The organism is Roseicella aerolata, assembly GCF_020523605.1.
GTDB classification, from domain to species: Bacteria; Pseudomonadota; Alphaproteobacteria; order Acetobacterales; family Acetobacteraceae; genus Paracraurococcus; species Paracraurococcus aerolatus.
On sequence record NZ_JAJAQI010000078.1, the window covers coordinates 1 to 11,718 of the forward strand.

12 protein-coding genes and 2 pseudogenes are annotated in these 11,718 nt (G+C 72.2%); 7 read left to right on the forward strand and 7 right to left on the reverse strand.

The genetic code is table 11. The annotated features are described in order from the left end of the window. The coding region (locus tag LHA35_RS26550) for a hypothetical protein (protein ID WP_226614073.1) at positions 1–209 on the forward strand (209 nt) is incomplete at its 5' end. A gap of 8 nt (positions 210–217) precedes the next feature. Then, positions 218–442: pseudogene (locus LHA35_RS26555) on the forward strand (transposase); the annotation flags it as partial. A 46-nt stretch (positions 443–488) separates the two neighbouring features. Here the strand turns inward: LHA35_RS26555 and LHA35_RS26560 are convergent. From LHA35_RS26560 to LHA35_RS26585, 6 genes and pseudogenes are all read right to left on the reverse strand, one after another. Beyond that, positions 489–922: pseudogene (locus LHA35_RS26560) on the reverse strand (transposase); the annotation flags it as partial. A 183-nt stretch (positions 923–1,105) separates the two neighbouring features. Continuing rightward, a complete protein-coding gene (locus LHA35_RS26565; protein WP_226614075.1) occupies positions 1,106–3,244 on the reverse strand; it encodes a TonB-dependent siderophore receptor in 2,139 nt (712 codons plus the stop codon). 47 nt (positions 3,245–3,291) lie between these two features. Further along, complete coding sequence (fhuF, locus tag LHA35_RS26570) at positions 3,292–4,038, reverse strand: siderophore-iron reductase FhuF (protein ID WP_226614077.1); 747 nt, start codon at positions 4,036–4,038, stop codon at positions 3,292–3,294. Continuing rightward, complete coding sequence (gene fhuB, locus LHA35_RS26575) at positions 4,035–6,050, reverse strand: Fe(3+)-hydroxamate ABC transporter permease FhuB (RefSeq protein WP_226614081.1); 2,016 nt, start codon at positions 6,048–6,050, stop codon at positions 4,035–4,037. The genes fhuF and fhuB overlap by 4 nt, the downstream gene beginning before the upstream one ends. Beyond that, positions 6,043–6,894, reverse strand: a complete 852-nt coding sequence (locus LHA35_RS26580) for an ABC transporter substrate-binding protein (protein ID WP_226614084.1) — start codon at positions 6,892–6,894, stop codon at positions 6,043–6,045. Before LHA35_RS26580 ends, fhuB begins: the two co-directional genes overlap by 8 nt. Beyond that, the gene (locus LHA35_RS26585) at positions 6,891–7,703 is read right to left on the reverse strand and encodes an ABC transporter ATP-binding protein (RefSeq protein WP_226614085.1); all 813 of its coding nucleotides are present in this window, start codon (positions 7,701–7,703) and stop codon (positions 6,891–6,893) included. The genes LHA35_RS26580 and LHA35_RS26585 overlap by 4 nt, the downstream gene beginning before the upstream one ends. Before the next feature lie 94 nt (positions 7,704–7,797). Here LHA35_RS26585 and LHA35_RS26590 point away from each other — a divergent pair, with 94 nt between their 5' ends. The 5 genes from LHA35_RS26590 to LHA35_RS26610 all read left to right on the forward strand — a co-directional run bounded on the left by LHA35_RS26590 (position 7,798) and on the right by LHA35_RS26610 (position 11,083). After that, positions 7,798–8,415 carry an MSMEG_1061 family FMN-dependent PPOX-type flavoprotein gene (locus tag LHA35_RS26590; protein WP_226614086.1) on the forward strand — a complete coding sequence of 206 codons (618 nt, stop codon included), beginning with the start codon at positions 7,798–7,800 and terminating at the stop codon, positions 8,413–8,415. A gap of 88 nt (positions 8,416–8,503) precedes the next feature. Beyond that, positions 8,504–8,950, forward strand: coding sequence for a Tat pathway signal protein (locus LHA35_RS26595; RefSeq protein ID WP_226614087.1), 447 nt, complete (start codon positions 8,504–8,506; stop codon positions 8,948–8,950). Positions 8,951–8,961: 11 nt separating this feature from the next. Next, entirely contained in the window at positions 8,962–9,687 is a 726-nt protein-coding gene (locus tag LHA35_RS26600) for a MotA/TolQ/ExbB proton channel family protein (protein ID WP_226614089.1), read from the forward strand. 5 nt (positions 9,688–9,692) lie between these two features. Further along, on the forward strand, positions 9,693–10,145 hold the full coding sequence (gene tolR, locus LHA35_RS26605; protein ID WP_226614091.1) for a protein TolR: 453 nt from the start codon (positions 9,693–9,695) through the stop codon (positions 10,143–10,145). A 638-nt stretch (positions 10,146–10,783) separates the two neighbouring features. Then, positions 10,784–11,083 (forward strand): energy transducer TonB, encoded by a 300-nt coding sequence (locus tag LHA35_RS26610; protein ID WP_226614093.1) that lies wholly within the window; start codon positions 10,784–10,786, stop codon positions 11,081–11,083. A 54-nt stretch (positions 11,084–11,137) separates the two neighbouring features. Here the strand turns inward: LHA35_RS26610 and LHA35_RS26615 are convergent, their stop codons facing one another. Next, positions 11,138–11,533 (reverse strand): hypothetical protein, encoded by a 396-nt coding sequence (locus LHA35_RS26615; RefSeq protein WP_226614095.1) that lies wholly within the window; start codon positions 11,531–11,533, stop codon positions 11,138–11,140. Between the last annotated feature and the right edge of the window lie 185 nt (positions 11,534–11,718).

Genomic DNA, 11,718 nt, shown 5'->3' on the forward strand with positions numbered 1-11,718 from the left:
AAGGGAGCGCCGCTGGCGCCGGAAACGTGTTTCTGGCAGCCGCCACGCGGCAGCGGGCGCATGGAAGGTCCGCCGGAGCCTACCGCACCCGCCGATCCTGCGCGCTTTTCAGCAGCCTGCTAGTCGGCGAACCCTCCGCCTTCACTCCGGACTATGCGCCGGAGGAGATGTACGAGATCGCGGCGAAGCTGACCAAGGCGATGCGTTGATACCTGGCCTCGAAGGCTGGCTCAAGGACGCCAAGAGCGGCGGTGTGGCCGCCGTCACCACCGTCGCCGCCGGACTGCAGCAGGACGGCGCGGCGGTGAAGGCTGCGCTCACCACACCATGGAGCAGCGGGCAAACGGAGGGGCAGGTGGGCAAGCTGAAAATGCTGAAGCGCCAGACCTTCGGCCGCAGCAGCTTCGATCTTCTCCGGCGCCGTGTGCTCCTCGCCACCTGAACCACACTTTCCGCGGACGAGCCGCAGAAGCGGGGCAGGATCACTCGGCGCGCAGCATCGCCGTGATCCGCCGGTAGCCGTAGCGGCCGTACTCGGTCGCCAGGGCCACGGTCGCCCCAGTCGGTGCGGCCTCGTCGTCCCGGACGCATCGCGCGCGCTGTGTCGAGCGCGGCTGACCCAGGGTGCGGCACGCCCGGCGTTCGGAGACGTCGAGTACAGCCCGCACATGACGGACACAGGCCCAGCGGCGCTCGGGGCCTAGTATTTTCCCTCCGCAGCCTCTTTCAGGATCTGCTGGTCGAGCGTCAGTTCGGCGACGGCGCGCTTCAGCCGCGCATTCTCGCGCCCCAGCTCCTTCATGCGCTGGGCCTGGTCGACCTTGAGGTCACCATACTCAGCGCGCCAGCGGTAGCAGCTCGCCTCCGATACCCCCAGCCCGCGGCAGACCTCGCCCACCCTCCGGCCCTGCGCCAACTCCACCTCAGCCTGCCGCAGCACGTCGATTATCTGTTCCGGCGTCAAACGCTACCCCGCCATCCCGACCTCCCTCAGGAGGCCAACTCTCTCACCAAAACCGGATCCAGTTCAGGGGCGCAGGTCAGGCGCCCGCTCATCCTTGTAGCCGCACCAGATGATTGGTAAGCGAGCGAAGCTCGGATGACCTTACCAGGCGTAGCTCAGGCTTCCCAGCACCAATCGCCCCGTGCCGTAGAAGCAAGCCGATAGGGTGTCGCAGCTTGCGACATGGCGCTCGTCGCCCAGGTTGCTGGCCGTCACGATGGCACGCATCCCCTGCAGGGCCGGGCTCAGCCGTTCCAGGTCGAACCGCACTGAGGCATCGAACAGGGTGACGGAGGGGACGAGGGCAAGGTTCGCGTTCCCCACCGGCGTGTTGCCGATGTAGCGGACGCCCGCGCCCAGCCCTAGCCCGCGAAGCGGTCCCGTGCGGAAGCCGTAATCGCCGTAGAGGCTGGCCATATGCGCCGGGATGCCGTTCGGCCGGTTGCCGACGGTGCCGTCATTCGCTCGGGTGATCTCGGCGTCCAGGTAGGTGTAGGCGCCGATGACGCGGAGCCCGGGCGTGACCTCGGCCACCGCTTCCAGTTCGACCCCTCGCACCTCAACCTCGCCGGTCTGCACCTGGAAGACGCGGTTGGTAGGATCGGGTGTCAGCCCGTTGCGCTGCGTGATCTGGAAGGCCGCCACCTGCAGGAAGCTGTTGCCGCCGGGCGGCTGGAACTTCAGGCCGACCTCCACCTGCTCACCCTCGATGGGACGGAACGCCGCCCCGGTGGCGGTGGTCCCGAGCTGCGGCAGGAAGGAGGTGCTGTAGCTGGCGAAGGGCGCAAGGCCGTTCGGCGCGAGGTAGACCAGGCCGACGCGCCCGGTGAAGGCGCGGTCGTCCGCCGTCGTCGTCGTGCCGCGGAGCCTGCTCTCTGTCTCCGTCGTCGCCCAGTCGTGGCGGCCACCCAGCGTCAGCACCCAGTTGCCGGCACGGATCTGGTCCTGAAGGTAGACCCCGAGCTGGTCACGCGTCTGCAGGTCGTTCGAGAGCGGCGCCAGGTTGCGGACGACGCGCCCGTAGACCGGTGCGTAGAGGTCGAGTGGCGTGCCGGTCGCACCATTCTGGATGTTGTCGAAGGTTGCGCGCGAGTAGTCGAGGCCCGCCAGCAGCGTGTGCTGCAAGGGGCCGGTCGCGAAGCGCGACTGCAGGTGTGTGTCCACCTGGAAGGCGCTCGATTCCCGGCGACTCTCGTAGCTGTAGCGGTTCAGTGTCCGCCCGTCAGGCTGCAGGCCGAGGCCGTAGGTCTGGCGCCAGTCGCCGTCCACATGGCCGTAGCGGAGGTTCTGCCGCACCGTGAAGGTGTCGTTGAAGCGGTGCTCGAATTCGTAGCCGATACCGTACTGACGGCGGATGAAGGTGTCGAAACCGGGCTCGCCGGTAAAGCGGGAGCGGGGGATGCGGCCAAAGGCCGAGGGCACGACGGTGCCGCTGTAGGGCAGGAACTCGCTGCCCAGCGTCTCGTCATACTGATAGTAGGAGAGCAGCGTCAGCCGCGTGTCGCTGGTGGGCCGCCAGGTGAGGGCTGGAGCGATGAAGGCGCGGTTGTCGGGGGTGTAGTCCACCTGCGTATTGGAATCCCGCAGCAGCCCGCTCAGGCTGTAGGACCAGGTGCCGTCCCGGGTCAGCGGCCCGCTGGTGGCGAAGGCGCCCTGCAACCGGGCGTGGGAGCCAGCGGTGAGCCGCACCTCGCCCTGTGGCGTGTCGGTCGGGCGGCGCGAGACCATGTTCACCACGCCGCCCGGCGCATTCTGCCCGAACAGGACCGAGGAAGGACCCCGCAACACCTCGATGCGCTCCAGCCCCCAGGCCTCTGGCCGCCCGGTCAGGGCACCGGCATCGAAGCGCAGGCCGTCGAGGAACACGCCGGTCGTGTCGGCGCGGAAGCCACGCAGGTAGAACCAGTCATAGCGGGCGTTCTCACCATAGGCGTCGTAGCGGATGCCGGGGGTGTAGCGCACCGCCTCGCTCAGACTCTGCACCTGACGCAGATCCATCTGGTCGCGGGTGATGACCGAGATGGCCTGGGGAGTCTCGATCAGCGGCGTGTCGGTCTTTGTGCCGGTTCTTGCCTCCCGCGCGACGAGGCCACGCTCCGGGCCGGGAGCGCCGCCCTGCACCTCCAGCGTGGGTAGCGCAATGGCGCCGGCGCCCGGCTCGGGCTGCTGCCCCGCAGCTTCCAGCAGCGGCAGGGTCCAGAAGGCGGTCGTTGCCAGCAGCAGCACCAGACGCGATGTCATGGTCACAGGTCCTCTCTCTCGGTGCAGGCCCGTCCCGACAGGGTGGGCTATTGAAAGTGCTTCTGATTCGCATCCAACGGCCGGCAGGGCCGCTCTGCGGGACGCGGGCAGGTGCGGCAGCAGCCCTCGCCGGGAAGCCGGTAGAGCAGGCAGCACTGCCGGCGGACGGGCTGGCGTCCGACCGGTCCCTCACGGCGCCGGACGGGCGCGTGGAAAGGATTGGGGCTGCCGTCCGGCCAGGCCGGGCTCTCCACCAGGGCGAGCGCCCGCCGCGCCGCCGCGCGCGGTACCTCCGGCGCCTCGGCCATCCGGCGCAGGGCCCAGTCGGCATAGACCGCCGCGTTGTTCCAGAGGATGCGCGGCGCGAGCCGTGCATGCGCTGCGAGGCTCCCGACCACTGTGGCGACATGCCCGCGGATCAGCGCATCGAAGCGGGCGAAAGGATCAGCCTCGCCCGAGACCACGCCGGCATGCGGCAGCGCAATCGCCTCCGGCATGCCGTCCTCGCCAAGTAGGACGGCCGTCCTGGCCAAGTCGAGCGGCAGGCTGCGCTTGCCCAGCACGCCGCAGAGCAGCGCGGGCGGGATCAGCTTGGCGAAGTACCAGCGGGACCAGAGCGAGGCGAGCGCGCGCTCCTCCGCCCCAGGCCGGTGCCGCCGCGCCGCGGCCAGCAGCACCGATGGTCCCTCGCGCTGCCGCAGCAGAGATGCCGGCAGCGCCCCGGCCGCGGGCAGCGGGACGAGGCTTTCGACCAGGGCCGCATGCGGCTCCGGCAGCAGGGGGAAGCCGTTCATGCTACCTGCCCTCGGCGCGCCAGCAGTGCCATCAGGTAGGGGCCGCCGAGCAGCGCCGCGACCAGCCCGGCCGGGAGCTGAAAGGGAAAGGCAAGGCCGCGCCCCAGGACGTCCGCGGCGCCCATGACCAGCGCCCCGAGGAGGACCGCGCCAGCCAGGTGTTGCCGCGGCGTGCGCAGGCCGAGCCACCGGGCGAGATGCGGCGCCATCAGCCCGACGAAGCTCAGCGGGCCGACGACCAGGGTCGCCGCGCCGGCCAGCATCGCGGCCGGCAGCACCAGGCCGAGCCGCGCGAGCCCCGGCCGCAGACCGAGGCCCACCGCGACACCGTCCCCAAGCGGCAGCAAGGCCAGCCAGCGCCCCGCCAGGAAGACCGGCGGCAGCAGCAGGAGCGCGAGCCCGACGGCTATGGTCGCGTCCTCCGGGCCGAGCCGCGCGGTGGAGCCGGCGAGCCAGCCGAGCAGCGGCACGGCCCGTGGATCGCCGCTGGCCTGGAAGGCGGCCACCAGCGCCTGGAAGAAGGCGGCCAGCGAGACGCCGGCGAGCAACAGCCGCTCCGGTGCCAGCCCGCCGCGCCGCGCGGCCAGCAGCAGCAGCCCGAGCGCCAGTCCGGCCCCTGCCGCCACGGCGAGAAGCTGCGCCGGCCTGCCGGGCGCCGGTACCAGCAGCAGCAGGAGCGCGAGGCCGAAGCCCGCCCCGGCCCCCAGCCCCAGGACCTCCGGGCCGGCCATCGGATTGCCCGTCAAGCGCTGCAGCACCGTGCCGGAGGCGGCGAGCATCGCGCCGGCCGCCATCGCCGCTGCGAGGCGCGGGGCGCGCCAGGGCAGCATGCCGAGCCAGTCGACGCCGAGGGCAAGGGACCAGCCCTCCGGCCCCCGCCCCAGCGCCAGCCCAAACCAAGTGAGGACCGGCATGGCCGCGAGCAGCAGAGCCAGGAACAGCCAGGGGCGGGCGAGACGCCTGGATGCCGTGATGCCGGCCATCACCGCCGGGCTTCCGGCCCGCAAGCGCGGCAGCAGCCAGAGCAGGATCGGCGCGCCGAGCACGGCGGTGGCGGCGCCGGTCGGCAGCAAGTCGCCCCGCAGTCCCTGGCCCAGTTGCACCAGCCCATCGGCCAGGAGGAGCAGCGCGGCGCCGAACCCTGCCGACCAGGCCATCAGCCGGCCCATGCCCCGCACACCAGCCAGCCGCGCCAGGGCCGGCGCGCCGATTCCGACGAAGCCGATCACGCCGACCTCCGCGACCACCACAGCAGCGAGCCACACCGCCACTCCCAGCGCCGCGGCGCGCCCGAGGGCGAGCGAGAGGCCGAGGGAGCGCGCGCTGGTATCCTCGAGGCCGAGCAGCAGCAGGGGGCGCCGCAGCAGGAAGGCCGCCGCCGCGGCCAGCGCGAGGCGTGGCGCGAGCGCCAGCACCGGCTCCCACCCCGCCTGAGCGAGTGACCCGGCGCCCCAGAGGAGCAGCGAGAGCAGGTACTCGCCCTTCATCAGGATGAGGGCGGCGGAGAGCGCCGAAGCGGTGAGACCCACCACCAGCCCAGCCAGCACCACCGCGGCCGGCGCCAGTCCCCGCTTCCAGGAGAGCGCCGCGACCAGGGCCATGGCCGTTGTCGCGCCGGCGAGCGCCACCGCCTCGCGTGAGGCGGCGAGCAGCGTCGGCGCCCAGAGCATGGCGGCCCCGAGGGCGAGTTGCGCGCCGGGCGAGATCCCGAGCGTGAGGGGCGAGGCGATCGGGTTGCGCAGCACGCGCTGCAGGATCACGCCCGAGAGCGCCAGCGCCGCGCCGCAGAGCAGCGCCATGGCCATGCGCGGCAGCACCGCATGGCGGAACACGACCTGCGTCATGTCCCCGGGCACAGGCTGGGTCAGCGCCTGCCACCACTGCTCCGGCGGCAGGATTGCGGCGAGCCGCAGACCGCAGAGCAAGGCGCCCGCCAGCAGCAGGGTGCCGAGCAGCAGCGCCGGCCAGCCGGCCGGCCGCGGCGACGGGGGCAACACCACTGCCTCACTCATGCGGCAGCAACCCGGCGAAGCGCATGGCGCTCGGCAGCCCGCCGAAGGCCCAGCAGGGCCCGAGCCGCGCGACGCGGCCCGCCCGGACGGCGGGGAGCGCCTGCCAGAGCGGGCTGCGCCCGAGATCGGCTTCGACCTCCGACCGCACGGGTTCAATCAGCAGCAGCTGCGCCTCCGGCACGGCGGCCAGACGCTCGAGCGCCACGGTGGCGAAGCCCCAGGCATTGGTCGGCTCCGTCCAGGCATTGATGAGCCCGAGCCGCGCCAGGGTCGCGCCGAACAGGCTGGTCCGGCCATAGGCGCGCAGGTGCCGCGCATCCACGAAGCTCGCCGTCAGCCATGGCCGGCCTGCCATGCCTGAGAGACGGCGGGCCCCTGCCTCGAAGGCCGCCTCGGCCTTGCCGAGCAGCGCCGCCGCGGCCGCCTCGCGCCCGACCAGCCGGCCGATGGCGCGGGCGATGTCCTGCGACCGCACCAGCGGGTCGCCACCCGGGACATAGGTGGCGAAGGACGCCACCGGGGCGACGCGCTCGAGACGCGGCAGGAAGGGGGCGAATTGCGGCGTTGCCAGGATCAGTTCGGGCGCCGCGCGGTGCAGCAGCTCGAGATTCGGCTCGCCGCGCAGCCCGAGATCCACCACGCCCGCCGGCATGGCCGGCTCACGCACCCAGTGCGCATAGCCGTGCAGTTCCGCTGCCGCGACCGGCGCGACGCCGAGCCCGAGCAGGGTTTCCGCCAGGCCCCAGTCGATGGCCGCGACCCTTGGCGCAGCGGCGCGGGCCGGCCGCGCGGCGAGGCCTGCGGCGCCGAGCAGGAGACCGCGCCTTCCCGCCGTAGCCCTCATTGCAGGTAGCCGATCGGCTCGCCGGTGGCCGGATGCGGCAGGATGCCCATCGGCACGCGGTAGAGGCCTTCCAGCACGGCGGGCTGCATGACCTCGGCCGGCGCGCCACGGAGCAGGAGGCGGCCGGCGCTGAGCGCCAGGATCGTGTCGCAATGCCGCGCTGCCATGTTCACGTCGTGCAGCACGACGACGATGCCGAGGCCCTGCTCGCGCGCCAGCCGGCGGATCAGCCCCAGGATCTCGGCCTGGTGCGCCAGGTCGAGCGCCGAGGTCGGCTCGTCCAGCAGTAGGAAGCGCGCCTCCTGCGCCAACAGCATGGCCAGCCAGGCGCGCTGCCGCTCCCCCCCCGAGAGGCTGTCGGCTTGGCGCAGCGCGAAGGCGGCGACGCCGGCACGGCGCAGGGCGTCCTCCACCGCCATGCGGTCGCGCGGCCCGTGCCGGCCGAGCGCGCCATGCCAGGGATAGCGGCCGAGCGCCGCCAGTTCCCGCACCGTCATCCCATCGGAGGCGGGCAGGGCCTGCGGCAGATAGGCGACCTGCCGCGCAAAATCCCGCGCCCTCCAGGCGGCGATGGGCCGCCCGCCGAAGCCGATCCGGCCGCTGGTCGGCGCGAGCTGCCGGCCGAGCAGGCGGAGCAGAGTGCTCTTGCCCGAGCCATTCGGTCCGATGAGGCCATGCACCTGGCCGGGCTCCAGCCGCAGCGTCAGCGGCCCGACCAGGGCGCGGTCGCCGAGGGTGAAGCCCGCCTCGTCGAGCTCCCATCCGGCTGCCGGTGCGTCTCCTCGGGTCCAATCGCTTGACAGATGCAATGAAGGCATGCGGCGCGTCTATCGTAACTGCGATTGACTCGCAATCTCGGTTGGACGATCCAGATGGCGGCAGACGGGATAGTGACCGGCGGGAATGACAGGACCGGACATTTGGCTGGACGGCGCCCATGCACTCGACAGCGTTGATGCCCTGCGGCGGCATTACCCGCTGCCGCACGAGGTGGTCCTGCGGAAGCAGATCGCCCGGCTGGACGTGTATTGCCGCCGGCTGATCGCGGCCTCGCCCTTCCTTGTCCTGGCGAGTTCAGGCCCTACGGGTGTCGATTGCTCGCCGCGCGGCGGTGCGCCCGGCCTCGCCCAGGTGCATGACGAGACGACGCTGCTGCTACCCGACCAGCCCGGCAACAATCGCCTGGACAGCCTGCGCAACATCATCGCCAACCCGGCGGTGGGGCTGCTGTTCCTGCTGCCGGGCCTGGGCGAGGTGCTGCGGGTGAACGGGCGCGCCGCGGTGTCCGTACACCCCGCGCTGCTCGAGCGCTTTGCGGAGAACGGCCGCCCGCCTCGCGCCGTCCTGGTGATCCGGGTGGAGGAGGCCTTCGTCCACTGCCCCCGCGCGTTGATAGCGGCGGGCCTCTGGGACCCGGCGCGGCATCTGCCTGCCGGCGCCATGCCCTCGCTGCAGGAGGTGCTCGCGGCGCATCTCGCACTGGCGGACGAGGAGATAAGTAGCCAGGGGACCGCGGAGTGAGGGCGCGGACCTCTCAGTATTGCGATTGCAAGTGACTTGCACTCGCATTTTTTCCGTGTTTGACCGCGACGCGCTTCATGAGGTGTCCATGACGTCCTGGCCCATGCGCCTACCTGCCGCGCTGCTTGCCCTCCCCGTCATGATCGCGCCCGGACTGCTGCGCGCCGAGGCGCCGGCCCCTCCGCTCCGGCTCGAGTTGAACCGGCTGGAGCCACGGGAGGGCGGCGCCTGCCGCGTCTGGCTGGTGGCGAACAGCGCCGCCCCCGAAGCGCTCGACCCGCTGCGCCTTGACCTCGTCCTGTTTGGGCGCGACGGCGTGGTGGCCCGCCGCGTCGCAGTGGATATCGGTCCACTGCCAGCCGGCCGCACCCAGGCGCGCATCTTCGACCTCGCCGGCCAGCCCTGCGACGGCCTGGGCAGCGTGCTGCTGAACGACGTGCTCGCCTGCGGCGGCACGGAGGCCGCGGCGCGCAACGCCTGCGCCGAGGGTGCCGTGCTTGCCTCGCAGGTGGACGGCGTCACCTTCCAGAAGTGAGGCTCCCGCCCATGGACCCGACTGCGCCGCTCCCCACGCTGCCACCCGCCCACGACCTCTCCCCCTGGGCCCTGTTCCTGCAGGCTGATCCGGTGGTGAAAGGCGTCATGCTGCTGCTCGTCCTTGCCTCGATTGCCTGCTGGACGGTGATCATTGAAAAGCTCGCTACGCTCCGCCGCTTGCGGCGGGAGGCGCGGGAACTCGGCGCCATGGCGGCGGGCGAGCGGGTGCCGACGACGCTGCCCGAGCGCGCCGACTTGGCCGCTGCCGCGCTGCGTGCCGGCGTGCCGGAATGGCGCGCAGGCCAGGGCGGCAAGGAGACGGATGGCGAGTACCGTGCCCGGCTGGATGGGGCAATGCGCAAGGGGGTGGCGCAGGCGCTGAAGCCGGCGGCTTCGGGCCTGCAGCTCCTCGCCACCACCGGCTCCGTCGCGCCGTTCGTCGGCCTGTTCGGCACGGTCTGGGGCATTATGAACAGCTTCTCCGGCATTGCGGCGAGCAACGACACCAGCCTCTCGGTCGTCGCGCCGGGCATCGCGGAGGCGCTCTTCGCCACCGCGATTGGCCTGGTGGCGGCGATCCCGGCGGTGATCGCCTACAACCGGCTCGGTGCCTCCCTTGCCACGCTGCGGGCCGAGGCGCTGGAGGCGGCCTCCGATCTCGCCGCACGCCTCGCCCGCAATGCCGCGCCCTCCGGCCTCACCGAGGCGCGGCCGCGCCTCCGCCCGGCGGAGTAGCGCGTATGGCGATGGGTCCGTCTGGCGGCACGGGACCAGAGGGTGACGGCGTGCCGATGGCGGAGATCAACGTCACGCCGCTAGTGGACGTGATGCTGGTGCTGCTGATCGTCTTCATGGTGGCCGCGCCGATGATGATGGTGGGCGTGCCCGTGCAATTGCCGCGCACCTCCGCCGCGCGCATCGCGCAGACCGCGCCGCCGGTCGTGGTCACCGTCGCGCGCGACGGCCGTGTCTTCCTGCGGCAGGAGGAGGTGGCCGAGGCCGAGCTCGGCGCGCGGCTCTCGGCGCTGCGCGCGGCCGAGGCAAATGACGCCCCGGTCTATGTCCGCGGCGACCGCGCTGTGCCCTATGGCGAGGTGATGCGGGTCATGGGGCGTGTCAGTGCGGCGGGCGTGGGACGCGTCTCCCTCATCGCGGAGGGCGAGCCCAGCGCCCCCGCGCTGCGTGCCCGCTGAGCCCGATGCCGGACGGATGGGCGGCGCGCGCCGAGCCCTTCACCACGCCCTTGCGAGCGCCGACTCCGCGGCGGCCGCGATACGCGGCGGCCGCCGTTCTCGCCACGGCGCTGCACGGTGCCGTGGCGCTGCCCTTTTTGTGGCCATCTTCGCTCGAGACGCCGCCGACAGTGATCGAGGCGGTCGAGGTCTCACCACTGCCCGAGCCGGCTGCACCGGCGGCTGCCGAGGCAGCAGATTTCGCCGAGGCCGTCGCCGCTGCTTCGCCGGAGCCGATCCAGCCTACGGCCGCCCCACCGGAACCCCTGCCGGCGCAGCCGCCGGAGGAGGCTGCGGCCATTGCTCCGCCGGAGACGATCGTGCCGCCGCCCGCCGAGCCACTACAGGCTGAGCGGCCACCGGAGCCGGCGCAGGCCACGCCGCCCCCGCCCGATTCCATCGCGGCGCTGGAGCCCGAGCCGGCCGAGGCTCAGCCGCCTGATGAAGCGCTCACTGCACTACCACCGCCACCACCACCACCGCCGCAGCGGGCCGCCGCGCCACCGCGGCCTGCGCCGCGCCCAGCCCTACCCGCCCCGCGCTCGGCCGCTCCATCCTCCGCCGAGGCCGCTGCTGCGGCTCCGGTGCCGCCGGCCCCGGTGGCACGCCGCCCGCCGCCCAGCTATGTCGGTGTGCTGCTCGCCGCGCTGGAGCGGCACAAGGAGTACCCTTCCGAGGCCCGTTGGCGCCGTGCCGAGGGCACCGCGGTGCTGCGCTTCGCCATGCGCCGTGACGGCACCATCATCGGCTGGCGCATCGAACGCAGCTCGGGTCATGAGGTGCTGGATACGGCAGTAGAGCGGATGATCCGGCGTGCCTCGCCGCTGCCGGCGCCGCCGCCCGAACTGGCGGGAGACCCGGTTGAACTCTCCGTGCCGGTCAGGTTCTCGCTACGATGATCGGCGGCATTCGGAGCACTCGCAAGGTGGCCGTCACCAAGGGCTTGTAGCCTGTCAGCGAGGTTGTGGCACGGCACGGCAGTCATTGCCGCGGAAACTGAAGGCCTCTACGCGGCCAGCACGGAGCGCGAAGGTTACCGAGCAGAACCGCGTCTCAAAGGTTGGCCCGAAGCCACCCGGCGCCCACCAGCCACCATGCCATCCCCCAAAATAGGGGCTGCCGGGATAGGTCACGATCCGCTGCTCCTCGTACTGCAGGAAGCGCCGCCCGCCGGCTTCATAGGTACGAACCGGAACCCCAAGGCCGGCAACGAGGTCCGCCTCCGAGGCGCCGACGAAGCGCGCCATGGTGGCGGTGAAGCCCTCCACCGTCGGCCACGCGCAGCCGGTGAGCAGCGACAGGGTTGCGGCAAAAGCCAGCCATACGCCAAGCTTCGGATCCGCTTTCATTCCGGCTCCTCCTCCCGCGCTCCTGGCGGGGTTGGGAACAGCGGCGCATGGATCGCGGTCAAAAGAAGGCCCGCCGGCAGCATCCGTGCGGAGATTTACGGTAAGGACCTGAGCCGGGTCAGGCCGGTGCCGCCTCGGCCATCTCGTTCTGTGGCCAGCCCAGGAAGTAGGTGCCGTTGGGGATG

What these genes read in the sequence shown, in the direction of transcription:
- LHA35_RS26565 (WP_226614075.1), bottom strand. Translation starts at nt 3,244, where the DNA reads ATGACATCGCGTCTGGTGCTGCTGCTGGCAACGACCGCCTTCTGGACC.
- fhuF (WP_226614077.1), bottom strand. Translation starts at nt 4,038, where the DNA reads ATGAACGGCTTCCCCCTGCTGCCGGAGCCGCATGCGGCCCTGGTCGAA.
- fhuB (WP_226614081.1), bottom strand. Translation starts at nt 6,050, where the DNA reads ATGAGTGAGGCAGTGGTGTTGCCCCCGTCGCCGCGGCCGGCCGGCTGG.
- LHA35_RS26580 (WP_226614084.1), bottom strand. Translation starts at nt 6,894, where the DNA reads ATGAGGGCTACGGCGGGAAGGCGCGGTCTCCTGCTCGGCGCCGCAGGC.
- LHA35_RS26590 (WP_226614086.1), top strand. Translation starts at nt 7,798, where the DNA reads ATGACAGGACCGGACATTTGGCTGGACGGCGCCCATGCACTCGACAGC.
- LHA35_RS26595 (WP_226614087.1), top strand. Translation starts at nt 8,504, where the DNA reads ATGACGTCCTGGCCCATGCGCCTACCTGCCGCGCTGCTTGCCCTCCCC.
- LHA35_RS26600 (WP_226614089.1), top strand. Translation starts at nt 8,962, where the DNA reads ATGGACCCGACTGCGCCGCTCCCCACGCTGCCACCCGCCCACGACCTC.
- tolR (WP_226614091.1), top strand. Translation starts at nt 9,693, where the DNA reads ATGGCGATGGGTCCGTCTGGCGGCACGGGACCAGAGGGTGACGGCGTG.
- LHA35_RS26615 (WP_226614095.1), bottom strand. Translation starts at nt 11,533, where the DNA reads ATGAAAGCGGATCCGAAGCTTGGCGTATGGCTGGCTTTTGCCGCAACC.